24 protein-coding genes are annotated in these 26,609 nt (G+C 62.6%); 8 read left to right on the forward strand and 16 right to left on the reverse strand.

The genetic code is table 11. The features are described 5' to 3' along the window. Positions 1-137 precede the first annotated feature (137 nt). Positions 138-488: a BON domain-containing protein gene (locus PM2_RS22950; protein ID WP_016712080.1), complete on the forward strand. Its 351-nt coding sequence runs from the start codon at positions 138-140 to the stop codon at positions 486-488. Positions 489-564: 76 nt separating this feature from the next. Here PM2_RS22950 and PM2_RS22955 read toward each other — a convergent pair whose 3' ends face one another. After that, positions 565-867 carry a heme-binding protein gene (locus PM2_RS22955; protein WP_028699674.1) on the reverse strand — a complete coding sequence of 101 codons (303 nt, stop codon included), beginning with the start codon at positions 865-867 and terminating at the stop codon, positions 565-567. Between the two features lie 60 nt (positions 868-927). Here PM2_RS22955 and PM2_RS22960 point away from each other — a divergent pair, with 60 nt between their 5' ends. After that, a complete protein-coding gene (locus PM2_RS22960; protein WP_010955354.1) occupies positions 928-1,341 on the forward strand; it encodes a VOC family protein in 414 nt (137 codons plus the stop codon). A 59-nt stretch (positions 1,342-1,400) separates the two neighbouring features. Here the strand turns inward: PM2_RS22960 and PM2_RS22965 are convergent, their stop codons facing one another. The 13 genes from PM2_RS22965 to dksA all read right to left on the reverse strand — a co-directional run bounded on the left by PM2_RS22965 (position 1,401) and on the right by dksA (position 19,899). After that, positions 1,401-4,337 carry a DUF748 domain-containing protein gene (locus PM2_RS22965; RefSeq protein ID WP_016712078.1) on the reverse strand — a complete coding sequence of 979 codons (2,937 nt, stop codon included), beginning with the start codon at positions 4,335-4,337 and terminating at the stop codon, positions 1,401-1,403. 78 nt (positions 4,338-4,415) lie between these two features. Next, positions 4,416-5,285, reverse strand: coding sequence for an oxygenase MpaB family protein (locus PM2_RS22970; RefSeq protein ID WP_028699675.1), 870 nt, complete (start codon positions 5,283-5,285; stop codon positions 4,416-4,418). Positions 5,286-5,327: 42 nt separating this feature from the next. Next, complete coding sequence (gene acs, locus PM2_RS22975) at positions 5,328-7,262, reverse strand: acetate--CoA ligase (RefSeq protein ID WP_028699676.1); 1,935 nt, start codon at positions 7,260-7,262, stop codon at positions 5,328-5,330. 135 nt (positions 7,263-7,397) lie between these two features. After that, positions 7,398-9,062, reverse strand: a complete 1,665-nt coding sequence (pgi, locus tag PM2_RS22980; protein ID WP_016712075.1) for a glucose-6-phosphate isomerase — start codon at positions 9,060-9,062, stop codon at positions 7,398-7,400. A gap of 144 nt (positions 9,063-9,206) precedes the next feature. Then, positions 9,207-10,070, reverse strand: a complete 864-nt coding sequence (panC, locus tag PM2_RS22985; protein ID WP_016712074.1) for a pantoate--beta-alanine ligase — start codon at positions 10,068-10,070, stop codon at positions 9,207-9,209. Further along, positions 10,067-10,867, reverse strand: coding sequence for a 3-methyl-2-oxobutanoate hydroxymethyltransferase (gene panB / locus PM2_RS22990; protein ID WP_019098148.1), 801 nt, complete (start codon positions 10,865-10,867; stop codon positions 10,067-10,069). The genes panC and panB overlap by 4 nt, the downstream gene beginning before the upstream one ends. A 262-nt stretch (positions 10,868-11,129) precedes the next feature. Further along, on the reverse strand, positions 11,130-11,609 hold the full coding sequence (gene folK / locus PM2_RS22995; RefSeq protein ID WP_016712072.1) for a 2-amino-4-hydroxy-6-hydroxymethyldihydropteridine diphosphokinase: 480 nt from the start codon (positions 11,607-11,609) through the stop codon (positions 11,130-11,132). Then, on the reverse strand, positions 11,606-12,994 hold the full coding sequence (locus PM2_RS23000; RefSeq protein ID WP_016712071.1) for a polynucleotide adenylyltransferase PcnB: 1,389 nt from the start codon (positions 12,992-12,994) through the stop codon (positions 11,606-11,608). Before PM2_RS23000 ends, folK begins: the two co-directional genes overlap by 4 nt. A gap of 775 nt (positions 12,995-13,769) precedes the next feature. Continuing rightward, positions 13,770-15,215, reverse strand: a complete 1,446-nt coding sequence (locus PM2_RS23005) for a sigma-54-dependent transcriptional regulator (protein ID WP_028699677.1) — start codon at positions 15,213-15,215, stop codon at positions 13,770-13,772. 4 nt (positions 15,216-15,219) lie between these two features. Continuing rightward, the gene (locus PM2_RS23010; protein ID WP_016712069.1) at positions 15,220-18,195 is read right to left on the reverse strand and encodes a sensor histidine kinase; all 2,976 of its coding nucleotides are present in this window, start codon (positions 18,193-18,195) and stop codon (positions 15,220-15,222) included. Next, positions 18,179-18,355, reverse strand: a complete 177-nt coding sequence (locus tag PM2_RS30830; RefSeq protein ID WP_003250005.1) for a hypothetical protein — start codon at positions 18,353-18,355, stop codon at positions 18,179-18,181. Before PM2_RS30830 ends, PM2_RS23010 begins: the two co-directional genes overlap by 17 nt. A 146-nt stretch (positions 18,356-18,501) precedes the next feature. Next, positions 18,502-19,389, reverse strand: coding sequence for a tRNA glutamyl-Q(34) synthetase GluQRS (gluQRS, locus tag PM2_RS23020; protein WP_033723974.1), 888 nt, complete (start codon positions 19,387-19,389; stop codon positions 18,502-18,504). Positions 19,390-19,452: 63 nt separating this feature from the next. Next, on the reverse strand, positions 19,453-19,899 hold the full coding sequence (gene dksA, locus PM2_RS23025; protein ID WP_016501618.1) for an RNA polymerase-binding protein DksA: 447 nt from the start codon (positions 19,897-19,899) through the stop codon (positions 19,453-19,455). 210 nt (positions 19,900-20,109) lie between these two features. On the opposite strand from dksA, the gene PM2_RS23030 reads away from it, so the two are divergent. Both PM2_RS23030 and sfsA read left to right on the forward strand, forming a co-directional pair. After that, complete coding sequence (locus PM2_RS23030; RefSeq protein WP_016712067.1) at positions 20,110-21,282, forward strand: pyridoxal phosphate-dependent aminotransferase; 1,173 nt, start codon at positions 20,110-20,112, stop codon at positions 21,280-21,282. Further along, positions 21,282-21,995, forward strand: a complete 714-nt coding sequence (sfsA, locus tag PM2_RS23035; protein WP_016712066.1) for a DNA/RNA nuclease SfsA — start codon at positions 21,282-21,284, stop codon at positions 21,993-21,995. Before PM2_RS23030 ends, sfsA begins: the two co-directional genes overlap by 1 nt. Here the strand turns inward: sfsA and PM2_RS23040 are convergent. Then, entirely contained in the window at positions 21,985-22,302 is a 318-nt protein-coding gene (locus PM2_RS23040; RefSeq protein WP_016712065.1) for a Rieske (2Fe-2S) protein, read from the reverse strand. The two genes, sfsA and PM2_RS23040, sit on opposite strands and share 11 nt — an antisense overlap. Before the next feature lie 148 nt (positions 22,303-22,450). Between PM2_RS23040 and PM2_RS23045 the strand changes: the two genes are divergently transcribed. Genes PM2_RS23045 through PM2_RS23060 form a run of 4 tightly spaced genes read left to right on the forward strand, consistent with a single transcriptional unit; the run spans position 22,451 to position 26,033 of the window. Then, a complete protein-coding gene (locus PM2_RS23045; RefSeq protein WP_016712064.1) occupies positions 22,451-23,335 on the forward strand; it encodes a heme/hemin ABC transporter substrate-binding protein in 885 nt (294 codons plus the stop codon). Positions 23,336-23,385: 50 nt separating this feature from the next. Then, positions 23,386-24,369 carry a FecCD family ABC transporter permease gene (locus tag PM2_RS23050; RefSeq protein ID WP_161775527.1) on the forward strand — a complete coding sequence of 328 codons (984 nt, stop codon included), beginning with the start codon at positions 23,386-23,388 and terminating at the stop codon, positions 24,367-24,369. Beyond that, positions 24,369-25,136: a heme ABC transporter ATP-binding protein gene (locus PM2_RS23055; RefSeq protein WP_028699679.1), complete on the forward strand. Its 768-nt coding sequence runs from the start codon at positions 24,369-24,371 to the stop codon at positions 25,134-25,136. The genes PM2_RS23050 and PM2_RS23055 overlap by 1 nt, the downstream gene beginning before the upstream one ends. Before the next feature lie 12 nt (positions 25,137-25,148). Then, a complete protein-coding gene (locus PM2_RS23060) occupies positions 25,149-26,033 on the forward strand; it encodes a ChaN family lipoprotein (protein ID WP_016712061.1) in 885 nt (294 codons plus the stop codon). Positions 26,034-26,241: 208 nt separating this feature from the next. On the opposite strand, the gene PM2_RS23065 is transcribed toward PM2_RS23060, so the two are convergent. Next, positions 26,242-26,520: a TfoX/Sxy family protein gene (locus PM2_RS23065; protein WP_016712060.1), complete on the reverse strand. Its 279-nt coding sequence runs from the start codon at positions 26,518-26,520 to the stop codon at positions 26,242-26,244. Positions 26,521-26,609 lie beyond the last annotated feature (89 nt).

Raw genomic sequence — 26,609 nt, forward strand, 5'->3', positions numbered from 1 at the left:
AAGTGATGTATTTTTCTAACTTATTGATTTAAAAGGGTTAAGTTGAGGCGGAAAAGCTGGCACAACACATGCAACTACCTTCATACCTGCCGCCAGGACATACGGCGCAGACCTTTCGATAAACAGGAGTGACCCACATGAAGAAGTTCGCCATTGCTGCCGCTACTGCTACCGCTCTGACCCTGACCATGGCTAACGCGGCATTCGCCCAACAGTCCACCCAGGCCCCCATGACGCTGGCGGCCGGTGAGGTGACCAAAGCCAAGGAAGCTACCTCCGATACCTGGATCACCACCAAGGTCAAGGCTGACCTGATGACCGAGAAAGGCGTGCCAGGCAGTGACATCAAAGTCGAGACCAATAAAGGTGTCGTGTCGCTGTCGTCCGACGTGGCCATTACCGATGCACAGAAAGAGATGGCAGTCGCCATCGCCAAGAAGATCAAAGGCGTCCAGGCTGTATCGGCTGATGGCCTGAAGTCCGAATAAGGGATGTCCCGTCGGCCAAACGGATTTGGCCACCTCTACCGAAGCCCCGGCCTGTGCCGGGGCTTTGCTTTTGCGCTCAGTAGCCCGGGTTGAGGGCGATTACATCGCTTTCGAAGCATTGCTGCTCGACGATCAGCGGCTCCACCAGTGGCCGACTGTCGCGAAAGTGCGCGGTCTGGGTATGCGCTTCATACGCTGCATCATCGCGGTAGATTTCGTACAGGTAGATTACCTCCGGATCGAGTCGGTCCTGCGACACATCGAATACCAGGCAGCCTGGCTCGTGGGTGACAGAAGCCGCGGCATTGACCTTGATCGCCGTCAGGAAATCCTCGGCGCAACCGGGCTTCACACGGGTCTTGATAAACAGGCTATACACAAGGCGCTCCTTTTGTTTTAAATTCATTAATGAATTGTATACAAAAACGGAGTCTCGCTAATGTCCGAATTGCCTGCACGCCCCGGCCGCCTGAATGGCTTGCGCCATATCGCCTTGCTGGTACCCAACCTGGAAGAGTGCGAACGCTTTTATGTCGATGTGCTGGGTATGGAGGTGTTGAACCGTGCCAACGAAGACCTGGTGTACCTCACCTGTGGCAACGACAACCTTTCGCTGGGGCGTGGGGCTGGGGCGGCCAACGGGCTGCAGACCCTGGACCATTACGGGTTCATTGTGGACAGTGTGGAAGAGCTGGAGGCGTGGTACCAGTACTTCAAGGCCCACGGTGTGACGCTGCTGGACCGGCCATTCAACCACGGTGACGGGGCGCGCAGCTTCCATCTGCTGGACCCGGCGGGAAACAAGGTGCAGCCGCTGTATCACCCAGCAGTGTCGGGGCAGCGGTTGGTGTGAAGACTGTTCCGGCCTCTTCGCGGGTGAGCCCGCGAAGAGGCCGGGCCTGCTTTTAGAGATTATTCAGCATCCAGATGCATCGGCGTCACCACCCGCCCATCGCTCTCAGGCTGCCCAAGGCTGGTGTCGATGAAATACACCCTGTCATCTTCCAGCTTGCCCTTGTCCACCAGGTAATCCTTGATACTGCTGGCCCGCTCCTGGCCCAGCGTGCGCAGCAAGGCGGTACTCTCGGCCCACGACTTGATCACTGCCTCGCGTAGCTTGGTGGTGCGTTCGTCGCGGCCCAGTTGCTCCCATTCGGCAGGTGGCTGCTGCTTCAGGCGAGTGCGGTAAATGCCTTCGAGCATTGCCGATTTGTCGCTGTCGTCCACCACCAGCATCGAGGCATTGGCAGGCACCTTGTCGCCCCGGCGCTGCAGGATCTTGTACCAAGTGGCCTGGTACTCACGCTCCAGGCGCTGCTGGGCGATCAGCGGGCCATCGCTGGCCTGGGCGCTGGTGCCTTCGATTTCCAGGCGCAGTTCCGGGCGTTCTTTCAGCGCGGATGCCAGCTTGTCCAGAGACGACTGGGCGTCGCCACTGAGTTCGCTGGACCCTGGGGCGAAAGCCACGTTGCCCAGGTCTTCCGAGCCACCGCCGGTAATCAGCCCGCCAATGAACTTGAACGGCGCCTGTGCCGCACGCAGTACCAAGTTGCGCAGGGTTTGCCAGACGATCGGCATCACACTGAATTGCGGGTTGTTGAGGTCGCCAGACACGGGCAGCTCGATCGAAATCTTGCCCTCGGTATCTTTCAGCAACGCCACCGCAAGGCGGATCGGTAGGTCGACTGCGTCTGGGCTGTCGACTTTTTCACCCAGTTGCAGTTGCTCCACCACCACCTTGTTCTCGGCCTTGAGCTGGCCGTTGGTAATCAGGTAGTGCAGGTCGAGGTTGAGCCGGCCTTTGCGAATGCGGTAGCCCGCGAACTTGCCGGAGTAGGGCGTGAGGGTGGTCAGTTCGACGCGCTTGAAGCTGGTGGCGATATCCAGGCTGGCCAGCGGGTTGAACGGGTTGAGTGCGCCCTTGATGGTGACCGGTGCGTAGCGGTCGACCTTGCCCTTCACGTCGACCTTGGCCGGCACCGGCTTGCGGTTGTCGATGGTGCCGATCTGGCCATTGAGCTGCTGAATGGCCGTGGCGAAGTTGGGGGTGAGGGAGAGGTCGGCGAAGTTGGCCGAGCCGTCGTTGATGTCGATCTGGCCGATGTGGATACCCAGCGGCTTGTCATTGCTGGCTGCGGCCGGCTTGGCCTGGCTTTTCGCCGGGGTGCCAGCCGGTTGCGGGATCAGCAGGTCGTTGACGTTGGTGGTGCGGTCTTCGTTGATGATGAAGCGTGCATAGGGTTGCAGCAGGGTTACCTTGTCGATCGACAACGCATCGCCGTGTACATAAGACAAGCCATCGACGTTCACCTGCTGCCATTTGACGAAGTCGCGGCTCTTGATGGTGTCGAGGGTGTGCATCTGGTTCACCTGGGCCTTGCCTGTGATATTGAAGGCCAGCGGTGCGGTGTTCTTCAGGTCGACCTTGAGGTCGCTGGAGAGCATGCCACTGCGCAGTTCAAGCAGGATGAACGGGCTGATATAGGCCTGTGCTACGCGCAGGTCGATATCGCGGGTGCTTACGTCCAGCTTGGCCCATACTGGCGCCAGGTTGACCTGGCCGGCCGCCTGCAGCTTGCCTTGCTTGCCTACGCCCGTATCGAGCTTGAGCGTGAAGGGCGACTGATTGAGGCTGTCGAAGCCTTGCAGGTCGGCGTTGAGCGGGCCAATGTCCAAGGCTACCGGTTCTTTCTGGCTGCGGTCTGCCAGGTGCACCAGGTAGTTGCGCAATTGCACGTCCTTGAGCAGCACTTGCCAAGGCTTGCTCGGCTCTTTGGCGGCTTGCTGCTCAGGTGTCGGCTCGGCGGCTGCCGGCTCTGCCTTTTCCTTCGGCGTGGCTTTGGCAGGCTGGCTGGCAAACAGCTTTTGCCAATCGAGCTGGCCGTCTTTTTCCAGCGCAGCCCAGGTTTCGAGTTTCTCGCTGCGGATTTTGCCTACGGTGACCTGTTGCTTGACCAGGTCAACGGAGGTTTCGCTCACCTCCAGGCTGGCCAGGCGTGCCAAGGGGCGGCCATCCGGCGCCTTGATGGCGAACGGTGCAATGCGCACGGAGGTGTTTTCCAGCAACAGCTCCGTCTGTTTGGCGAGGTTGAGCTTGTAGTGCGTGTCGAGGCTGACCACGCCGTCTTCCAGCACCAGTGGCACGGCATCACGCACGTACGGCCAGAATGCCTTCATCTTGCCTTCCGTGATCTTCAGCGTGCCTTCAGAGGCGATCGGTGACAGGCTCAGGGTCCCGTTCCAATCAATGCGCCCGCCATTGGGGCCGTTGGCCACCAAGGTCATGTCGGCACTGTCGTCGGGCAAGGTGCTGAGGTTTTTCAGCTCCAGGTTCATGTTGTCGTAGAGGAACTCGATCGGCTCGCTGGGGCGCAAGTCCTCGAAATGCAGGTAGCCGTCGATGAGCTTGATGCTACCGATGCGCAGCGGAAACGGCTCGCTGGGTGGCTCGTCAGGTTTGGCTTCGCTGGCGGGCAGCTTGAACAGGCCGGTCAGGTTAAGGCTACCGTCCTTGGCAAACAGCACCTCGTTACGCGGTTTGTTGAGCTCGACGGCTTCCAGGTGCAGCGCTTTGGTCCACAGGCTGTCGAGCGAGAGGTTGGCGTACAGCCGCTCGAACCCGACCTGTTCCTTGCCGGGCTCGCCGATCTGCATGCCCCACAATGTCAGCTCCAGGCTGAAGGGGTTGAGTTCGATCCGTTCGAGGTGGGCCGGCACCGTCGCGTACTGGGCCAACTGCTGGTTGGCGATGCGCAGTGCCACACCGGGAAGAATGAGAAAGCCGAGCAGGCTGTAGAGGGCCACCAGGGCCAAGATTGCGCCAGCGGCGCGAGTCAATCCTTTGTACATGTGTTGCTTCGTCTGTCTAAGCAGGAGTGCTTGGAGTATGGCACGTTAAATCAGTTCCGCAGGGGCGAGCATTTGACCTTATTCGATGCCCATGCGCCGTTTGGCCCGGTGCGCCGAACCGTCACGCATGGCCCAGCGCAATACCGGTGCGGTGCGTCGCAGGCCCAGGCGTATCAGGCGCCGCTGCAAAGGCCCGTGCTGCAGGCCGAGCAGGGTCTGGGCCCAATCCGGCAACAGGTCGATACCGGCGTGCAGCATCAGTTTGCCCACCGGCTGTGCCAGGCGGCTGGGGGCCGGTGCATCGAGCAGAATCCCGACTACCTCGTGGCTGCGGCTGTCGCAGCGCAACTGCGCACGCATGCGCAGCAGGTAGTCTTCGATCTGCTGGCACGAACGTGGCACGTCACGGGCGCCAAGGCGCTCGGCAATCAGGGCGATTTCGGCGTAGTAGGCATCTTGCTCGGCGCGCGACAGCTGCGGGTTGCGGTAGCGCAAGTGGGCAGCGAGGAAGCTGCTGACCTCTGCCACATGGACCCAGGTCAGCAGGTCGGGGTCGCTGGCCGCATAAGGGCGGCCATCCGGCGCAGTGCCGGTGACCTGCAGGTGAATGGTGCGCACTTTGTCGATCAGCCATTCGGCATCGCGCGTGGAACCGAAGGTAGTGCCGGAAATAAACTGGCTGGTACGACGCAAGCGGCCGATCAGGTCCTCACGGAAATTGGAGTGGTCCCACACACCGGCCAGGGCCAGCGGGTGCAGTAACTGCAGCATGAGTGCACTGATGCCGCCGACAAGCATGCTCGGGAAGTCGCCATGCACTTGCCAACTGATGCTGTGGGGGCCGAACAGGCCGGGGTCGCCCTTGGGCGTTTCCAGGTCGAGCTGGCCGAGGGCCAGCCCGGTGAGGCTCATGACCTGGGTTTCGATACGGCGACGAAGGGCTTCCATGGCGACCTGCGGTGCAAGGCGGCCATGGGCAGCGGCCGCCGGTTACTGGTTGAGGCGTTTGTCGATCAGGCCTTGGACTACGCTGGGGTCGGCCAGGGTAGAGGTGTCACCCAGGTTGTCCAGCTCGTTGCAGGCGATTTTGCGCAGTATACGCCGCATGATCTTGCCTGAGCGTGTCTTGGGCAGCGCCGGGGCCCACTGGATCAGCTCGGGCTTGGCAAAACTGCCGATTTCCTTGCTGACGAGGGCCAGCAGTTCGGCCTTCAGCGTGTCGTCTGCCGTCACGCCATTCATAGGCGTGACAAAGGCGTAGACGCCTTGGCCTTTGAGGTCGTGGGGGTATCCGACCACTGCCGCTTCGGCGACTCTGTCATGCAGCACCAGTGCGCTTTCCACTTCGGCGGTGCCGATGCGGTGGCCCGAGACATTGATCACATCGTCGATGCGGCCGGTGATCCAGTAGTCGCCGTCGGCATCGCGGCGGGCACCGTCGCCAGTGAAGTAATAGCCGGGCATGGGCTTGAAGTAGGTATCCACCATGCGCTGGTGGTCGCCATACACGCTGCGAATCTGCCCAGGCCAGCTGGCCTTGATCACCAGCAGGCCGGCGCCGGGGCCTTCGATCAGCTTGCCCTTTTCGTCCAGCAGTACCGGTTGCACGCCGAACATGGGCTGGGTCGCGCAGCCGGGCTTGAGTGACTGGGAACCGGGAAGCGGGGTAAGCATGATGCCGCCGGTTTCGGTCTGCCACCAGGTGTCGACGATGGGGCAGCGCTTTTGCCCGACTTCCTCGAAATACCATTCCCAGGCTTCGGGGTTGATCGGCTCGCCGACGCTGCCCAGCAGGCGCAAGCTTTTGCGCGAAGTGCTTTGCAGCGGCGCGGAGCCCTCGCGCATCAGTGCGCGCAGGGCGGTCGGGGCGGTGTAGAAGATGTTCACCTGATGCTTGTCCACCACCTGCCAGAAGCGTGAGGTGTCCGGGTAGTTGGGCACGCCTTCGAACATCAGCGAAATCGCGCCATTGGCCAGTGGGCCGTAGACGATGTAGCTGTGGCCGGTGACCCAGCCGACGTCGGCGGTGCACCAGAACACCTCGCCGTCACGGTAGTCGAACACCACCTTGAAGGTCATCGTCGCCTGTAGCAGGTAACCGGCGGTGGTGTGCAGCACGCCCTTGGGTTTGCCGGTGCTGCCAGAGGTGTAGAGGATGAACAGCGGGTCTTCGGCATCCATTGGCTCGGGGACGCAGTCGTTGCCGGCATTTTCTGTTGCCTCGTGGTACCAAAGGTCACGGCCCTCGGCCCAGGCAACATCGCCACCGGTGCGGCGCACCACGAATACGCTGCTGACGGCAGGGCAATTGGCAAGGGCCTTGTCGACGTTCTGTTTCAGCGGGATGCACTTGCCGCCACGCACACCTTCATCGGCGGTGATCACGGTGCGGCAGTCGGCATCGAGAATACGGTCACGCAGGGCATCGGGGGAGAAACCGCCGAACACCACCGAGTGGATGGCGCCTATGCGGGTGCAGGCAAGCATGGCGAAGGCGGCCTCGGGGATCATCGGCATGTAGATGCATACCCGGTCGCCTTTCTTTACCCCGCGAGCCTTCAGGGCGTTGGCCAGGCGGCAGACCTGGCGGTGCAGCTCGCGGTAGGTGATGGCTTTTGAGTCTTTTGGGTCGTCGCCTTCCCACAACAGGGCAGTTTGCTCGCCACGCTGAGCCAGGTGGCGATCGATGCAGTTGTAGCTGACATTGAGTTGGGCACCCTCGAACCAACGGGCCTTGCCGGTTTTCAGGTCGCTTTGCTGCACGCTGGACCAAGGTTTGATCCAGTCCAGGCGCTTGGCCTGTTCGGCCCAGAAGGTATCGGGGTCATCGACCGACTGGCGGTAGAGGCGGCGATATTCGTCGGGAGTGAGGGCGGCAGACTGGCTGACGGCCAGGGCCTTGGGATACTGCTTGATATCGAACATGGCGGGTGGTCCTGCTCTTGTAAGGGGCGATGGACTGCAACGGCTATTCGATAGGACAGTGTAGCTGGGAGAGGTGTTCAACCTTGCTGGCCTCTTCGCGGGTGAACCCGCGAAGAGGCCCTTACAGGCTTTAGATCAACCGCGGTGACGGCCACGGAAGTAGTTGATCAGGCCTTGGGTGGAGCCATCTTCGGCGCTGTCTTCCAGGCTGCCAACCAAGCGCTGGTATACGCCTTTGCCCAGCTCTTTGCCCAGCTCTACGCCCCACTGGTCGAACGCGTTGATACCCCAGATCACGCTCTGCACGAACACCTTGTGCTCGTACATCGCCACCAGCGCACCCAGGCGGCGCGGGCTGATGCGCTCCACGACCAAGGTGTTGCTCGGGCGGTTGCCCGGGATCACCTTGTGCGGGGCCAGCTTTTCGATGTCCGCTTCATTTAGGCCTTTGCTGCGCAGCTCGGCTTCGGCTTCTTCACGGGTTTTGCCGAGCATCAGCGCCTGGCTCTGCGACAGGCAGTTGGCGTACAGCCACTGGTGATGGTCGGCCACCGGGTTGAAGCTCACCACCGGCACGATGAAGTCTGCCGGAATCAGCTGGGTGCCCTGGTGCAGCAACTGGTGGTAGGCGTGCTGGCCGTTACAGCCGACGCCGCCCCAGATCACCGGGCCGGTATCAACTTTCACCGGGGTGCCGTCCTGCAGCACGCTCTTGCCGTTGGACTCCATGTCCAGCTGCTGCAGGTGTTTGGTGATGTTACGCAGGTAGTGATCGTACGGCAGGATCGCATGGCTGTTGGCGCCCCAGAAGTTGCCGTACCACACGCCTAGCAGGGCCAGCAGCACTGGCATGTTCTTGTCGAACGGCGCGGTCTGGAAGTGCTGGTCCATGGTGTAGGCACCCGACAGCAACTCCTTGAAGTTGGCCATGCCGATAGCCAGAGCGATTGGCAGACCGATGGCCGACCACAGCGAGTAACGCCCGCCTACCCAGTCCCACATCGGGAAGATGTTCTCTTCGCGGATACCAAAGGCCACGGCGGCAGCCTTGTTGCTGGAAACGGCGATGAAGTGGCGGTACAGCTCGGCTTCCGAGCCGCCCTGGGCCAGGTACCAGGTACGCGCGGCCATGGCGTTTTTCAGGGTCTCGAGGGTATTGAACGACTTCGACGAGACAATGAACAGGGTGGTTTCGGCACGCAGGTTGGCCGACAGCTCGTGGAACTCACTGCCGTCGATGTTCGCCAGGTAGTGGCAGCGCACGCCGCGTTGGGCGTACGGCAGCAGTGCTTCGGACACCAGTTCGGGGCCGAGGAACGAGCCGCCGATGCCGATGTTGACCACGTCGGTGATCGGCTTTTCGCTGTAGCCGCGCCACAGGCCGTCGTGGATGCGCCCCACCAGTTCGGTGATCTGGTTGAGCACCTTGTGTACTTCCGGCATGACGTTCACGCCGTTGACGCTGAGCTTGTCGCCCACTGGCCGGCGCAGCGCAGTGTGCAGCACGGGGCGGCCTTCGGAGGCGTTGACGATTTCGCCGCCGAACATCGACTTGATGGCGTCTTGCAGGCCCACTTCGTTGGCCAGGTTGACCAGCAGGTCGCGGCTTTGTTCGGTGATCAGGTTTTTCGAGTAGTCCAGGAACAGGCCGCAGCAGCTCAGGGAGAACTGGTCGAAGCGTTTGGCATCGGCGGCAAAGGCTTCGCGCATGCTGAAACCTTGCATGGCGTCGCGGTGTTGCTGAAGCGCCTGCCAGGCGGGCAGGGCCGTCACATCGTGGGGTGTACGGTAATACGCCATTGCGCGGGGTTCCCTTGGTGCGTGGTGATGCCTTGGACACGGCAGTCATTGCCGGGTTCAGGCTGGCATCATTATAGGCAAAGGCCACGCGCTGGGAATGGGTATGGCAGGGTGATTTTGGGGCTGCAAAGCAGCCCCAGGCTATTACGCGGTCTTGTCTTCGACGTGCAGGTAAAGGTTGTCGATCAACCGGGTGTTACCGAGGTAAGCCGCCGCGATCACAACCAGGTCGCGATCATCGATCATTGCCGGGCGCAGGCTCACGGCATGACGCACTTCCAGGTAGTCCGGGCGGAAACCGGCAGTGCTCAGTTGCGCCTGGCCTTCAGCGACCAGCGCGGCAAAATCCCGTTGGCCACGGCTGATGCCCGCTGCAATGTGCTGCAGTGTGCGGTACAGCGCGGGCGCTGCAATACGCTGCTCGGGCGTGAGGTAACCATTGCGCGACGACAGCGCCAGGCCATCTTCAGCACGCACGGTGGGCTCGCCGATGATCTGGACCGGCATGTTCAGGTCGCGCACCATGGCACGGATCACTGCCAGTTGCTGAAAGTCCTTTTCACCGAATACGGCAAGGTCCGGCTGGACCATGTTGAACAGCTTGTTGACCACGGTGGCCACGCCTTCGAAATGCCCAGGCCGGCTGGCGCCGCAGAGGCCTTCGGAAAGCTGCGGTACGCTGACTCGGGTTTGCACGCTCATGCCGTCGGGGTACATCTCTTCCACGGTGGGCGCGAACAGCAGGTTGCAGCCGGCTTGTAGCAGGCGTTCCTGGTCGGCGGCCAGGGTGCGCGGGTATTTGTCCAGGTCTTCGTTGGCGCCGAACTGAAGCGGGTTGACGAAGATGCTGGCCACCACAAAGTCGGCGCGCTGTGCAGCTTTGGTCACCAAGGCTGCGTGGCCGCTGTGCAGGTTGCCCATGGTCGGCACGAAGCCGATGCGTTTGCCTTCACCGCGGGCGCGGGCAACGGCTGCACGCAGTTCACGGACGGTTTTGACTGTATTCATGCACTGAACCCGTGTTCGCTACCTGGGAAGCTGACTTGCTTGACGGCCTCGACATAGGCGACAAGGGCACCTTGAATGTCTGGCTGGCCTTCCATGAAGTTCTTCACGAACTTCGGTACCCGGCCGCTCAGTGACAGGCCGAGCATGTCGTGCAGCACCAGCACCTGGCCATCGGTGGCGCTGCCTGCGCCGATGCCGATTACCGGGATGCCCACGGCATTGGTGATTTCTGCCGCCAGTTCGCTGGGTACACATTCAAGCAGCAGCATGGCGGCACCGGCCTGCTCCAGGGCGATGGCGTCGGCACGCATCTGCCGGGCCTGGGCCTCCTGGCGGCCCTGCACCTTGTAGCCGCCCAGCACGTTGACGGTCTGCGGGGTCAGGCCCATGTGTGCGCACACCGGCACGCCACGCTCGGCCAGCAGGCGGATGGTTTCTGCCAGCCAGGCAGCGCCTTCGATCTTGATCATGTGGGCGCCGGCTTGCATCAGCGTGGCGCTGTTGGCGAAGGCCAGCTCCGGGGTGGCATGTGCCATGAATGGCAGGTCGGCAAGGATCAGGGCGCCGTCATTACCGCGTTTGACACAGGCGGTGTGGTAGGCCATGTCTGCTGTGGTGACCGGCAAGGTGCTGTCGTGGCCCTGCAGGACCATCCCCAGCGAGTCGCCCACCAGCAACACTTCGACACCGGCCTGGCTGGCGGCCTTGGCGAAGGTCGCGTCGTAGCAGGTCAGCATGGTGATTTTTTCACCCTTGGCCTTGAGGCCATTAAGGGTGGTGAGGGTTACTTCAGGCATGTAGGAAATTCCTCGTTCAGGCGCTGTAAAAAACGACTGCATTCAACGCGTGTAGTCATCTTCCGGAGCGGCACATCATCGCGCGTGATGTTCGGGCACAGGTCCGTCCGGGCCTAAATACGGGTATGCGGCACTTTGGTGTCACACGGGACGCCTATAGTCGTGAGCGATGTGGGGGAAGTCAATCACCCTGTTACCGCATTGTTACGATCAGGGTGTTACTGGCGTTACCGCGGTGGCGTGGCAGGCTGGAACGCCCGGTTTACAAGCGTTCCAGGCCGACGAACGGACAGTCGTCGAGTAACTGTGCGAGGGCGCGGCCATCGGCCAGGCGGAAATCGCCCGGTACCAGTTCGGCCAGCGGGTACAGCACGAAGGGGCGGGCGTGCATGTGGTAGTGCGGCACTTTCAGGCGTGGTTCGTCGAGTACCTGATCACCGAACAGCAGGATGTCCAGGTCCAGCGTGCGCGGGCCCCAGCGTTCCTTGCGTACGCGGCCCTGGTCGTTCTCGATGGCCTGCAGCGCATCGAGCAGGGCCAGGGGCGGCAGAGCGGTGTCCAGGGCAGCAACTGCGTTGGTGTAGCGCGGTTGGCCGGGCAGCAACGAGTCGCTGGTGTACAGGGCTGAGGCCGCTACCAGGCGCGTTCCGTCCACCTGGTCAAGCGCCTGCAAGGCGCTGCGCAGCTGCTCGGCAGGTGCGTCCAGGTTGCTGCCCAGACCGACGTAGGCGCGGGTCTTCACTCGAACGCCTCGTCGCCACCGCGTTTGCGCTTGCTGCCGCTGCGCTTGCGTTTGCGCGGGCCGGCACCGGTGCCTTCGTCACGGCTGCCCAGCTCGCGGATCATCTCGCGGCGCTCGCTGTCGTTGGCATCCTGGTAATCGGTCCACCACTGGCCGAGGTCGTCGGTTTCTTCGCCTGCGCTTTCACGCAGCAGCAGGAAGTCATAACCAGCCCGGAAGCGGGGGTTGTCCAGCAGCATGTCGGCACGCTTGCCACTGCGACGTGGCAGGCGCTCCTGCATGTCCCAGATCTCGCGGATCGGCAGGGTGAAGCGCTTGGGGATGGCGATGCGCGCGCATTGCTCGGCGATCAGGTCGTGAGCGGCACCGTTCATGGCCGGGATCGGCGGTACACCCTGGTTCTGTAGGTGCAGCACGCGGGATGGCAAGGCTGGCCACAGCAGTGCAGCGAACAGGAACGCCGGCGTGACCGGCTTGCCTTGCTTCACGCGCAGGTCGGTGTTGTTCAGGGCCTGGCTGATCAGCGTGTGGGTGTAGGTCGGGCGCTCGTCCAGGGCGTGGGCACTGGCCGGGAACAGCGGCTCGAACAGCTGCAGGTCGACCAGCATTTCGAAAGCGATGGCGCCTTGGCCGGAAAGGAACAGCTTGAGGCTTTCCTCGAACAGGCGCGCTGGCGGGATTTCGCGCAGCAACGGGGCCAGTTCGCGAATCGGCTGGACCGTGTGCTTTTCGATGCCAAAGTCGAGTTTGGCGGCGAAACGCACCGCGCGCAGCATGCGCACCGGGTCTTCCTGGTAGCGGTGGGTCGGGTCACCGATCAGCCGCAGCAGGCGGTTGCGCACGTCATGCACACCGTTGGCGTAATCGAGAATGCGCTCGCTGACCGGGTCGTAGTACAGGGCGTTGATGGTGAAGTCGCGGCGTTGCGCGTCTTCTTCCAGGGTGCCGTACACGTTGTCACGCAGGATGCGGCCACTGGCATTGTGCGACGAACGGTGGCTGTCGCCCTGATCGTCTTCCGAGTGAGGGGCGCGGAAGGTGGCGACTTCGATGATCTCACGGCCGAAATGCACGTGGACCAGCTTGAAGCGGCGACCAATGATGCGCGCGTTGCGGAACTCGGCACGGACCTGTTCGGGAGTGGCACTGGTGGCGACGTCGAAGTCTTTCGGCGTGATGCCCAGCATCAGGTCGCGGACACAGCCACCGACCAGGTAAGCCTGGTAGCCGGCGCTTTGCAGGCGTTCCACGATGTTCACCGCATGGCGGCTGAACTGGTGGCGCTGCAGCGAGTGCTGGCTTTTGTTGATCACCTCAGGCGTGGTGCGCCTGTGGTGTTGGCCCGGTACGGGCGGGCGGAACGACTGGAACAGCTTCTTCAGCATGGGATGCACTGTTTGAAGGAATGTTCGGCCAAGAATAGGAGAATGGCCGCATGATGGGCGGGGATTCTAGCATTTACTCAGGGAATGGTGTAGGCGGGTAGCAGGATGCCTGCCAGAAGGGTGGAAACGACAAGGGGAGCCTAAGCTCCCCAAGAAGTCGTTGCGTGCTCTTATTGTTTTTTTGCTGGGCTTCTTGTTTTTGTTGAGTGCCCTGTCCACAAATCTCGAAGCTTGTGGACGACCCCCAATCCAGGGGTTAAGAGCAAACGGATTGCTTTGGCCGCTGATGTCACGTTGATCTGTCGATCCAACCAGTTCAGGCGCTGCTTTTTAGTGCAGTTTTTGTTGTTCTCTGCCTGGTTGTGGGGCAAGCCCCAAACACGCATCCTCTCCAAAAGAATCAGTTAGCTGCGCCTCCGCCGTCTTGTTTTTATTGTGCGTGAGCCGTTTCGTCTTGTTCTTATTCTGAGTTGCAGTGCTTGTTATTGTTTTTGTACTAAGCATATAGCAGGTGCCGTGCCAACTTTTGCAAACCTAGTAAAATCAAGGGGTTGAGGCGTTCTAGCGATTTTCGAGAGGCTGAAAATGCCAGGATTTCGTTACCGTACGCCTCGGGAACTGTTACGGCTCAAAGGTTGGGTAACAGATTTTTGCGGGGACTGATGTGTTACCTGGGTTTTCGCCGTGACAGGTTCAGCGCCTGTGAGATCAAGCGCCGCGCGGGCGGCGCTCGATCTCCCCGACGCCGCATATGCTGCGGCGTACGCCAGGCAGGTCAGTTATCGCTGGTAACGTTGCTCTTGCGCCGCGGGATGCCCAGGCGCTGACGGCGTTCCCAAAGGCACTTGCGGCTGACGCCAAGCTTGCGTGCCAGCTCGGTCTCGGTCATGTGATCCTGGTGTTTGAGCACGAAGTGCTGGAAGTAGTCTTCCAGCGACAGGTCTTCGGTCGGCTCGTGGCTGGCATTGGCAGCACTGGCTGCAACCAGGGCGTTGTTGAGGACTTCGTCCTCCTCCAGGTCGCCCAGTTCAATGTCGATGCCCAGCAGGTCGGCCGAAATTTCTGCGCTCTCGCTAAGAATCACCGCACGCTCCACGGCGTTTTCCAGCTCACGCACGTTACCCGGCCAGCTGTAATGACGAATGGCTTGCTCGGCTTCAGCCGAGAAGTGCAGGTCGTCGCGACCAATACGCGCGCGTTGGCGGGCGAGGAAGGCGCTGGCGATCTCGTTCACGTCACTGCCGCGCTCGCGCAGGGCAGGCAGTTTCAGGGCGATGACGTGCAGGCGATAGTAAAGGTCTTCGCGGAACTGGCCGGCCTTGGCCAGGTTCTTCAGGTCGCGGTGGGTCGCGGCGATCAGGCGCACATCGACCTTTTGCGACTGCACCGAACCCACCCGGCGAATCTCGCCTTCCTGCAGTACACGCAGCAGACGGGCCTGGGCTTCCAGTGGCAGTTCACCGATTTCGTCAAGGAACAGCGTGCCACCGTCGGCAGCCTCTACCAGGCCCGCACGCCCGGCGCTGGCACCGGTGAATGCGCCTTTCTCGTGGCCGAACAGTTCGGACTCGATCAAGGTCTCGGGGATGGCCGCGCAGTTCACCGAGATCATCGGTGCCTTGGCCCGGCGTGACAGGTTGTGCAGGGCGCGGGCCACCAGCTCTTTACCGGTACCCGACTCACCCTGGATCAGCACATTGGAGTCGGTGGGCGCAACCTTGCGGATCTTGCTGTACATGTCCTGCATGGGCGGGCATGAACCGATAATGCCGATTTCGCCATTGGCCGCAGCCGCGCTGGCTTTGTCGGCCGGGGCGGCCTTGCCATTGGTGGCGCGTGGCTCGGCAGCTGGTGCAGCGGCCGGAGCGTTCTGCCGGTCGCGCAAGATACGCGCCACGGCCTGCAGCATCTCGTCGTGGTCGAAGGGCTTGGCGATGTAGTCCACCGCGCCCATTTTCATCGAGTCCACCGCAGAGCGCAGGCTGGCGTAGCTGGTCATGATCAGCACCGGGGTACCTTGGCCGAGCTTGATCAGCTCGGTGCCAGGCGCACCTGGCAGGCGCAGGTCGCTGACGATGAGGTCGAAGGTGGCAATGCTGAAGCGTTCCTGGGCTTCCTGCACCGAGCCGGCTTCGCTGACCTGGTACTGGTTCCGCTCGAGCAGGCGACGCAAGGCCGAGCGGATGATGGTTTCGTCTTCGACGATCAGAATGTGCGGCATTGATTCAATTCTCTCGACGGTCTCGAATTTCAGGGGACGTCGCTACGACATGCCGGGGCAGGGTCACGCGGATCCGGGTGCCACGTTGCCGTTCGATATCGGCCGGGCTGTCGATGGTAATTTGCCCATAATGCTCTTCCACGATGGAATAGACCAGAGCGAGCCCCAGTCCGGTTCCTTCGCCCGGGTCCTTGGTGGTGAAGAAGGGTTCGAACAGGCGGTCCATGATGCTCTTCGGTATCCCGCTGCCCTCATCCTCGACGATCAGGTCGACGGTGTGCTCGCTCACTTCGCTGCGCACGCGCACGGCGCTGCCGGGCTTTGATGCGTCGCGGGCGTTGGAGAGCAGGTTGATCAGCACCTGGGCCAGGCGCTGCGGGTCCCCTTCGGCCCAGTGGTCCGGGTCGCAGAGGTTGAAGAACTGTACTTCGAAATTACGCCGGTTCAACGCCAGCAGACCGATGGCGTCCTGCGCCACTTCGGCCAGGCACACCGGCTCTTCGCTGTTCTGGTGGCTGCCGCCGGCATGGGCGAAGCTCATCAGCGACTGGACGATGCGTGAGACGCGCTTGGTCTGGTCGAGGATCTGGCTGGACAGCTCGATGATTTCGCCATCACCTTCACGTTCCTCACGAAGGTTTTGCGCCAGGCAGGCGATGCCGGTAATCGGGTTGCCGATTTCGTGGGCTACGCCAGCGGCCAGGCGGCCGATGCTGGCCAGGCGCTCGGAATGCACCAGCTTGTCTTCCAGTGCCTGGGTTTCGGTCAGGTCTTCCACCAGCAGCACCAGGCCGCTGTTTCCGGGTGCCAGCGGCTCGTCGATGGCGGCCTTGTGCAGGTTCAGCCAGCGCGGCTGGCCGTCCAGCGCCAGGCGCTGCTTGTGCAGGTGTTCGTCGGGCACGTTGATGAAGCCTTGCAGCAGGCCGCGCCAAGGCTCGTCGATGGTGACCAGACGCGAGCCGACCACATGCTTGGCGGCGATGCCGGTGAGCTCTTCCATGGCCTTGTTCCACATCAGGATTTCCTGGTCCTTGGCCAGCGAGCAGACGCCCATGGGCAGCTCCTGCAGGGTCTGGCGGTGGTAACGGCGTAGGGCATCGAGCTCTGCGGCAAGGCCGGTCAGGCGCGAGTGGTAGTCTTCCAGGCGGCTTTCGATGAAATGGATGTCTTCGGTCACGTAGTTTTCGTTACCGGACTTGTACGGCAGGAAGGTCTCGACCATGTCCTGGGCCACGCTCGGTCCCATCAACCCGGACAGGTTGGCTTCGATGCGGTCTCGCAGGCGACGCAGGGCATAGGGGCGGCGCTCGTCGAACGGCAGGTAGAGGTCACGCAGGGCCTGCTCCACTTCCTTTTGTGCGGCCTTGGCGCCCAGCGGTTTGGCCAGCTGGGTGGCGAACTCCTGGGGCGAGGCAGCGTGCAGCTCGCGGCGCTGCGGACGGCGCACGTTGTCCACCGCGCAGGCTTCGGCGGCGCTGACTTCTTCGTTGCTGGCGTTGGTGAACAGCGAGATCAGGGTAAACAGCAGCACGTTGGCCGCCAGCGAGGCAATGGCCGCCATGTGCCAGCTGGTGTCGTCCAGCACATAGATCATGTCCAGCAGCGGGATGTAGAAGCCCTGCAGGTTGCCCAGCAGCGGCAGCAGCATGGTCACCATCCACACCAGGGTGCCGGCCAGCAGCCCGGCGATGAAGCCACGGCGGTTGGCTGTGGGCCAGTACAGCACCGACAGCACGCCGGGCAGGAACTGCAGGGTGGCGACGAAGGCGACGATGCCCAGGTTGGCCAGGCTCTGGTGGTTGTTCTGGGTCAGGTAGAACATGAAACCGGCAGTGATGATGGCAACGATCAGCGCGCGGCGGGTCCACTTCAGCCAGCGGTAGATGTTGCCCTCGGCCGGGGGTTGATACAGCGGCAATACCAGGTGGTTGAGGGCCATGCCCGACAGCGCCAGGGTGGTAACGATGATCAGGCCGCTGGCGGCAGACAAGCCGCCGATGTAGGCCAACAGTGCCAGTGCCTCGTTGTTGGCGGCAATACCCAGGCCCAGGGTGAAGTACTCGGGGTTGGTACTGGCGCCCAGGCGCAGGCCGGCCCACAGCACCAGCGGCACGGCCAGGCTCATCAGCAGTAGGAACAGCGGCAGGCCCCAGCTGGCGCTGACCAGCGAGCGTGGGTTGAGGTTTTCGGTGAAGGCCATGTGGTACATGTGCGGCATGACGATGGCCGAGGCGAAGAACACCAGTAGCAGGGTGCGCCATGGCCCCTCCTGCAGCGGGGTGTGCAGGGCGGCCAGGGCGGTCTGGTTCTGCAGCAGCCAGACTTCCAGTTCGTGCGGGCCGCCAAATACGCCATAAAGGGCGTAGAGGCCGATGCCGCCCAGGGCCAGCAGCTTGATCACCGATTCGAAGGCGATGGCGAACACCAGCCCTTCATGTTTCTCGCGCGTGGCGATGTGCCGCGAACCGAAGAAGATGGTGAACAGGATGATCAGCGTACAGAAGGCGAATGCCACCCTTGCCTTGACCGGCTCACCGGTGAGGATGCTGATCGAGTCGGCCACCGCCTGGATTTGCAGCGCCAGCAAAGGCAGCACGCCAATCAGCATGATGATGGTGGTCAGCGCCCCCGCCCAGGTACTGCGGAAGCGGAATGCCAACAGGTCGGCCAGTGATGACAGCTGGTAGGTGCGGGTGATCTTGAGGATCGGGTAAAGCAGCACCGGTGCCAGCAGGAACGCGCCGGACACGCCCAGGTAACAGGCGAGGAAGCCGTAGCCGTACTGGTAGGCCAGGCCGACTGAGCCGTAGAAGGCCCAGGCACTGGCGTACACGCCCAGCGACAGGGTGTAGGTAAGCGGGTGGCGAATGATCGAACGCGGGATGACCCCCCGCTCGCTGATCCAGGCCACGCCGAACAGCACCATGAGGTACCCGGCGCTGATCAGGATCATCTGGGTCAGGCTAAAGCTCATCGGCATCTCGTTGGCTCTGCAGGATGAAGGTGACGACGATCAGGATCAGCCAGAGCAGGTAAGGGCGGTACCAGGCTCCGGTCGGTTCGATCCACCAGTCCATGATGGCCGGGGAGAACAGGTAGATCCCCACGACCAGAAGCAGGACCAAACGATAGATGTACATGCTGGCCTCGATGGTTGGGCGCTGCGGGCTTGGACTTATTATTGGCGCAAATGGCGGGGGGGATGCTAGCGGGAAACCATAGGGTTCGCCAACGGTTTGAATTTAATGGGCTTTTGTTTTTTAAAGGTGGTTTGCCTGTGCCGGCCTCAGCGCAAATCAGCCTCTGGCACTGTGGCCCTCTGTGCAATCGCCTCCGGCCGCCACTGCTGGCGGGCCACTGCCAACACTTCAGCCGGCGTCGCCAGCAGCAACTCCGGGTCAGTCTCCTGCCCCAGCGCCCGCAACGCCCGCAACAACAGCGGCGTGGCATGCTCCGCCTGCAGGGGTGGCGAGCGGTACGATTTGCCCAGCTTGTGCCCATCCGGCTGCACGATCAGCGGAATATGCAGGTAGCGCGGCTGTGAGAAGCCCAGCAACTCCTGCAGGTACAGCTGACGCGGGGTGTTGTCGAGCAGGTCGGCGCCGCGCACGACGTCGGTAACACCCTGCCAGGCATCGTCCAGCACCACCGCCAGCTGGTACGCATACAGCCCGTCGCGGCGCTGGATGACGAAATCTCCCACTTCACGGCCCAGGTGTTGCTGGTACTCGCCCTGTACCCGGTCAGTAAAGCGGTAAATCAGCTCTGGCACGCGCAAGCGGATCGCCGCACCTTCACGGGCATGACCGGCGTTGCGGCACAAGCCTGGGTAGATGCCTTTGTAACCTTCCAGCTGCTTGCGCGAGCAGGTACAGGCATAGGCCAGGCCCATATTGAACAGGCGGTCGACTACTGCGGCGTAGGCATCGTGCCGCTGGCTCTGGAACACCACTTCGCCATCCCATTCCAGCCCGTAACGCTCCAAGGTTTGCAGGATTGCATCACGGGCACCGGGCATTTCCCGGGGTGGGTCGGTGTCTTCCATGCGCAGCAGCCAGCGGCCGTTGACGGCGCGGGCATCGAGCCAGGAGGCGAGGGCGGCGACCAGCGAGCCGAAGTGCAGGAAGCCGCTGGGGGTAGGGGCAAAGCGCCCGATGTAGCTGGAGTCGGTCATGGTCTGGCTGGGCATATAAATGAAACGGGGCGCATCGAGCGCCCCGTTCAGGTGGAAGAAAGATCAGCCTTTGCCGACCGTTTTTTCCTTTTTCTCGGCGATTTCCTTGCAGTCGAAGCACAGGTCGGCGGTCGGACGGGCTTCAAGACGGCGCAGGCCGATCTCGATACCGCACGATTCACACCAGCCGTAATCTTCGTCCTGGATCTTCTGCAGGGTCTTGTCGATTTTCTTGATCAGCTTGCGCTCGCGGTCACGGTTGCGCAGCTCCAGAGCGAATTCTTCTTCCTGACTGGCACGGTCGGCCGGGTCCGGGAAGTTCGCAGCTTCATCCTTCATGTGGTCTACGGTGCGATCCACACTCTGCATGAGCTCGCCTTTCCAGGCATTGAGAAGCTTGGTGAAGTGCTTCTTCATGGGCTCACCCATGTACTCTTCGCCCTTGGTCTCTTTATAGGGCTCGACACCGTACATGGTTTGACCGGTTTTTTGCTTTTCTACGGTGGACATGAATAGACCGCCTCTCACTCATCTGATCCAATGCGCAGGATGCTCCATCTCCGGCGACCGCCGGCCCTGCGACTGCGAGCCGCCGAACTTACCAGATAGATCGGGGGTGCGCTAGCCCGCCCGATCCTGCTTGTTGACACCGGCGCGAGCCGTACGTTCGGTGGCGTGCAGAGGTAGAATCTCTAGTTTAGACCCAATTGAGAGAAGGTCATGGCCCACCCCTACAGTGCGCGCAGTCGCGCCATCGAACCCTTCCATGTCATGGCACTGCTGGCCCGGGCCAACGAGCTGCAGGCGGCCGGGCACGACGTGATCCACCTGGAAATCGGCGAACCGGACTTCACCACTGCCACACCGATCGTCGCCGCCGGGCAGGCAGCGTTGGCCGCCGGGCACACCCGCTACACCGCTGCACGTGGGCTGCCACAACTGCGCGAAGCCATTGCCGGCTTTTATGGCCAGCGGTATGGGCTGAGTATCGACCCGGAGCGCATCCTCATCACCCCGGGGGGCTCTGGTGCATTGCTGTTGGCCACCAGCCTGTTGGTTGACCCAGGCAAGCACTGGCTGCTGGCCGACCCGGGCTACCCGTGCAACCGCCACTTCCTGCGCCTGGTCGAGGGTGGCGCGCAGTTGGTGCCGGTAGGGCCGGACGTGAATTACCAACTGACAGCCGACCTGGTCGACCGTTACTGGGACAAGGACACGGTGGGCGCTCTGGTCGCTTCGCCGGCCAACCCGACCGGCACCGTGCTGGGGCGTGACGAGCTGGCCAGCCTTGCCAGGGCCACCCATGAGCGTCACGGCCACCTGGTGGTGGACGAGATCTACCATGGCCTCACCTATGGCATGGACGCGCCAAGCGTGCTGGAAGTCGACGACTCGGCGTTCGTCCTGAATAGTTTTTCCAAGTATTTCGGCATGACCGGTTGGCGCCTCGGCTGGCTGGTGGCGCCGCCCGGCGCAGTGGCCGATCTGGAAAAACTGGCGCAGAACCTGTACATCAGCGCACCTAGCATGGCGCAGCATGCCGCTCTGGCATGCTTCCAGCCGGAAACCCTGGCCATTTTCGAAGAACGCCGCGCCGAGTTCGCCCGCCGTCGCGACTACCTGTTGCCAGCCCTGCGCGAACTGGGCTTCCGCATTGCCGTCGAGCCACAGGGCGCGTTTTACCTGTATGCCGACATCAGTGCCTTTGGCGGTGATGCGTTCGCCTTCTGTCGGCACTTCCTGGAAACCGAGCACCTGGCCTTTACGCCGGGCCTGGACTTCGGCCGCCACCTGGCCGGCCACCATGTGCGCTTTGCCTACACCCAGAGCCTGCCACGCCTGGAGGAGGCGGTGCAGCGCATTGCCCGTGGTCTGCGGAGCTGGCAAGGCTGATGCGTTTCTCTCCTTCACTTGAACAGGGCCGCCTGCTGCGCCGCTACAAGCGCTTTCTGGCCGATATCGAACTGGCCAGCGGTGAGCAGTTGACCATTCACTGCCCGAACACCGGCTCCATGCTCAACTGCATGCGTGAAGGCGGGCAGGTGTGGTTCAGCCGCTCCAACGACCCCAAGCGCAAGCTGCCGGGCACCTGGGAAATCAGCGAAACGCCGCAGGGTCGGCTGGCCTGTGTGAATACCGGGCGGGCCAATGCGCTGGTCGAGGAGGCATTGAGGGCAGGCGTGATTGTCGAGCTGGCCGGTTTCACGGCGCTCAAGCGCGAAGTGGCTTACGGCGAGGAAGGCAGCCGGATCGACTTTCGCCTGGAGTTTGACGGTGCGCCCGTGTATGTCGAGGTCAAGAGCGTGACTTTGGGCTACCCCGACAGCACGGTCGCAGCGTTCCCGGATGCGGTGACCCAGCGCGGTGCAAAGCACCTGCGCGAGTTGGCCACGCTGGCCCGGCAGGGCGTACGGGCGGTACAACTGTATTGCGTGAACCTGACCGGTATCGATGCCGTGCGCCCGGCCGAGGAAATCGACGGTGCCTACGCTCAGGCCCTGCGTGCCGCGGTAGCCGACGGAGTGGAGGTACTGGCTTACGGTGCCCGCCTGGACGCTGAAGGCATCGTCATCGACCGCCGGTTGCCAGTGCTGCTCAACCCTTGAACCAGATACCCTGGCTGTCTTCGTGGCAGCCCATGGGCTGAAGTTGCTCTCCTTCACAGGGGCCGGCCACACATTCGCCGCTTTCTATTAGGAACAGCGCGCCGTGGTGGGCACAGTGGATGAGGCTGGCGCTGTCATCCAGAAACGCGTCTTCTGCCCAGTTCAGCGGGATCCCCCGATGCGGGCAGCGATTGCGGTACAGGTACACCTGGCCCTGGCGGCGTACGCCGAACAGTTCGACGCCGTCTACGCTGAAGGCGCGGCTTTGGCCTTCGGCCAGGCCGTGGGAAGTACAAAGGAAGTGCATGGCAAGGACGACTCGTGAAACAGATGATGGCTTGACGCGCCAATGCGAATAATTATCAAATTGCCCGCATTCGCTGCGCCTGGCTACCTATGGTGCGCAGTTCTGCCGCCCGCCACAAGGCGCGCGGCCCGCCTTAAGAAGGAACCCGATGATGCGCCGTCCCGTCGCCTTGCTCGCGCTGTGCGCAAGCCTTGTGCTCTCTACCCAGGCCTTGGCGGCCGAGCTGCCGCAACGCTGGGTCAGCGCGGGTGGTGCACTGAGTGAGTGGATAACTGCGCTGGGCGGTGAAGCGCGGCTGGTGGGGGTTGATACCACCAGCCAGCACCCGGCATCGTTGAAATCACTGCCTAGCGTGGGTTATCAGCGGCAACTGTCGGCAGAAGGCATCCTCAGCCTGCGACCGGATGTGCTGGTGGGCACCGAAGAAATGGGCCCGCCACCGGTGCTGGCGCAAATCCGCAAGGCGGGTGTGCAGGTGGAGTTGTTTTCCAGCAAGGCCGAGCTGTCGGCGGTGGATGAAAACCTCAAGTACCTGGGCCAGTTGCTTGGCGCCGAGCAGCAAGCGTCGGCGTTGGCGGCCAGTTACCACCAGCAACTTGAGGGTTTGCAGGCCAAGGTCAAGCAGGCCCAGGCAGGGCACAAGGCGCCGGGCGTGCTGCTACTCGTCGGGCATGCCGGTGCCAAGCCGCTGATTGCCGGGCAGGGCACTGCGGGTGACTGGCTGTTGGGCCAGGCGGGTGGGCGTAACCTGGCAGCGCATCAGGGTTACAAGAATTTCTCCAACGAAGCACTGGCCGCGCTGGACCCGGATGTGATCGTGTTCTCCGACCGGGCGTTGGCCGATGAGCAGGCCTTGCAGGCGCTGCTGAAAGAAAACCCCGCGCTGGCGGCGTCCCGTGCAGTGCGTGAGAAGCGCCTTGTATCGCTTGACCCAACATTGCTGGTCGGCGGTCTTGGGCCACGCCTGCCGGCTACCTTGCAGTCGCTGGCTGCCAACTTCTACCCGGCGGCCAAGGCCAGCTTTGCACAATGAAGCAGCGGGTGCAGCCACGTACGTTGTTCATTTGCCTGAGCCTGTTGTGCCTGTTGGCGGTCTGGCTGTCGTTGGCCTTGGGGCCGGTCAGCCTGCCGCTGTTCGACACCCTGCGCGCCGGCCTGCGCCTGCTGGGGCTGCCGATTGCGGCTGACGGCCTGCAACAGGCCGAGATGATCCTGGGCCAGATCCGCCTGCCGCGTACCCTGTTGGGGTTGGCGGTGGGCGCGGTGCTCGCGCTGTCCGGTGTGGCCATGCAGGGGCTGTTCCGTAACCCGCTGGCCGACCCAGGGCTGGTGGGGGTGGCCGCCGGGGCTGCGATGGGGGCTGCGGTCGCGATTGTCGGTGGTGCCTGGTTTGGTGGCATGCCGGAGGCCTTCGCGCCCTATTTGCTGTCCTTTTGCGCGTTTGTCGGGGGGCTTGGGGTAACCGCGCTGGTTTACCGCCTGGGGCGGCGCGATGGGCAGACCAACGTGGCCACGATGCTGCTGGCCGGTGTGGCCATGACCGCGCTGGGCGGCGCGGCCGTGGGGCTGTTCTCCTACTTGGCCGACGACACTACCCTGCGCACCCTGACATTCTGGAACCTCGGGAGCCTGAACGGCGCGAGCTACGAGCGGCTGTGGCCGCTGCTGCTGGTGGCGGCGGGGGTAGCGGTGTGGCTGCCGCGCCGGGCCAAGGCACTGAATGCCCTGTTGCTTGGAGAGTCTGAGGCGCGCCACCTGGGTGTTGATGTGGAGCGACTCAAGCGTGAGCTGGTGTTCTGCACGGCGCTGGGGGTGGGGGCAGCAGTGGCTGCCGCTGGGCTGATCGGTTTCATCGGCCTGGTGGTGCCACACCTGGTGCGCTTGCTGGCCGGGCCTGATCACCGGGTGGTGCTGCCGGCTTCGTTGCTGGCGGGTGGCGTGCTGATGCTGTTTGCCGACTTGGCCGCGCGGCTGCTGCTGGCGCCTGCCGAGTTGCCGATCGGTATCGTCACGGCCTTTATCGGTGCGCCGTTCTTCCTGTTCTTGCTGATACGAGGGCGCAGCTGATGTTGCAAGTGGAAGGGCTGCACCTGCGGCGGGGCAGTAATGAGGTGCTGCATGACATTCACCTGCAACTGAGCCCGGGGCAGGTTGTGGGTGTGCTAGGCCCCAACGGTGCTGGCAAAAGCAGCCTGTTGGGGGTGCTGTGTGGCGAACTGGCACCGGACCGTGGGCAGGTAACGCTGCAGGGACGGCCACTGGCTGACTGGGGTGGGCAGGAGCGTGCCAGGCGCCTGGCCGTGCTGCCGCAGGTGTCCAGCCTGGGCTTCTCCTTCCGGGTCGAGGAGGTTGTGAGCATGGGGCGCATGCCGCATGGCACCGGGCAGCGGCGCGATGCAGAAATTGTCGAGGCGGCCTTGCAGGCGGCAGATGCCTGGCATCTGGTGGACCGCAGTTACCTGGCGTTATCGGGCGGTGAGCGGCAGCGAGTACACCTGGCCCGCGTGCTGGCGCAGTTGTGGCCGGGCGAAGAGGGCACCACGCTGCTGCTCGACGAGCCCACCTCGATGCTCGACCCGCTGCACCAGCACACGACGCTGGAGTCTGTACGCCGTTTCGCCGACCGTGGCGCCGCAGTGCTGGTGATCCTGCACGACTTGAACCTGGCGGCGCGTTACTGTGACCGTATCCTGTTGCTGGAACAGGGGCGCTGCCATGCCTTTGCCACGCCCGAGGCGGTGTTGACACCCGCAGCGTTGAAAGCGGTATACGGTATTGACGTGCTGGTGCAGGCACACCCGGAGCGTGGGCACCCGCTGATCATCACCCGCTAGGAGGCATTGCCGATGCGTCATCTGCTGCTGTCTGGTCTGATGCTATGCCTGATGCTGTCACTGGGTGGCTGCCAGGCCAGCTTGCCGCCATTACCCGCCTGGCAGAGCAGTGAAGGGCGCACGCATGCCGAGTTGGGGCACATCATCGACCTTGCCAGTGGACAGTTGATCAGCCCTGAGCAGTTGGTGCAGCGCTTGGCAGACGCTCCCCGAGTCATGGTGGGCGAGAAGCACGACAACCCCGATCATCATGCGCTGCAGCTTTGGCTGCTACGCGCTTTGCAAGCTCGGCGCGCGCAAGGCAGCCTCTTGCTGGAAATGCTGCAGCCAGAGCAGCAACCGCTGGTCGACAAGGTGCAGGCGCACGCTGTGCCGGCAGACTTGCCCAAGGCTCTGGCGTGGCAAGAGGGTTGGGATTGGACGTTGTACGGGCCGATCGTGCGTGAGGCCTTGCAGCTGCGCGTGCCGCTGCTGGCGGCCAACCTGTCGCCTGGCGAGATGCGCCAGGCTTATCGGCAGCCCGCTTCGTTAAAGGGTGATAAGTCCAATGCTCCAACGGTAAAGGCTGCGTTGCTGGAGCAAGTGCGCGCTGGGCATTGCGGGATGCTGCCTGAAAGCCAGTTGCCAGCGATGCTGGCCGTGCAGCAACAGCGCGACCGGCGCATGGCCGAGCGCTTGCTGGCGGCACCGCAGCCGGCGTTGCTGTTCGCAGGGGCCTTTCACGCGCGCAAGGACTTGGGCGTGCCGTTGCATCTGGCTGATCTGGGCGCATCGGGGCAGAGCAAGGTACTGCTGCTTACCGAGGTGGGCGAGCAGGTTGAGCCGGGCGAGGCGGACTACGTGTGGTACACGGCGGCGATGCCGGAGCAGGACTATTGCGCGCAGTTTCGTCAGTAATGTGAGCCGTGACAGGGTCACGCCAGGCGATACAAAACCTACAGGCAAAAAAAGACCCGGCAAATTGCCGGGTCAATAACCGTGATTAGCCTGATGAGGAGATAATCTGAGAGTCCGAACCAGGGGCTCTTAGCTTATCCAACCAGTCTCGCGACCAGTTGTGATAATCATAACAATTCTCATTTAGCCGTCAATCCCCTTTCCACGATTATTTTGGATTTTTTTGCGGAGGGTTCTTCGCGTCGAGTTGTTGGTTGAGTGCTTCTTTGCGTTCGAGCGGCAAATCGTTCCAGTGCATGTCCAGCAGGGCGCCTTCAATGGCATACAACAGCACCTTTGATGCGCGAAACCCTCGTGTCTTCACGGCCTGGTACGCACCCACCGCGCCCAGGCGGCGCAAATCCGATGCACTGTGAATGCCGGCTGCGTGCAGCCACTGCGCAGAGGTCTTGCCAAGGTTCTTCAGATGCTGCAATTCATCGTTCATCGAGCCTCCTTGCGATGGCTGAACGGGTCTGGGGGATAAATCGCGAGCAGGTCAGAGAGGAGTGTAGCGGGGGTTGGGAAATGCGCGGC

It is taken from the genome of Pseudomonas monteilii NBRC 103158 = DSM 14164, from assembly GCF_000730605.1.
Lineage (GTDB): Bacteria > Pseudomonadota > Gammaproteobacteria > Pseudomonadales > Pseudomonadaceae > Aquipseudomonas > Aquipseudomonas monteilii.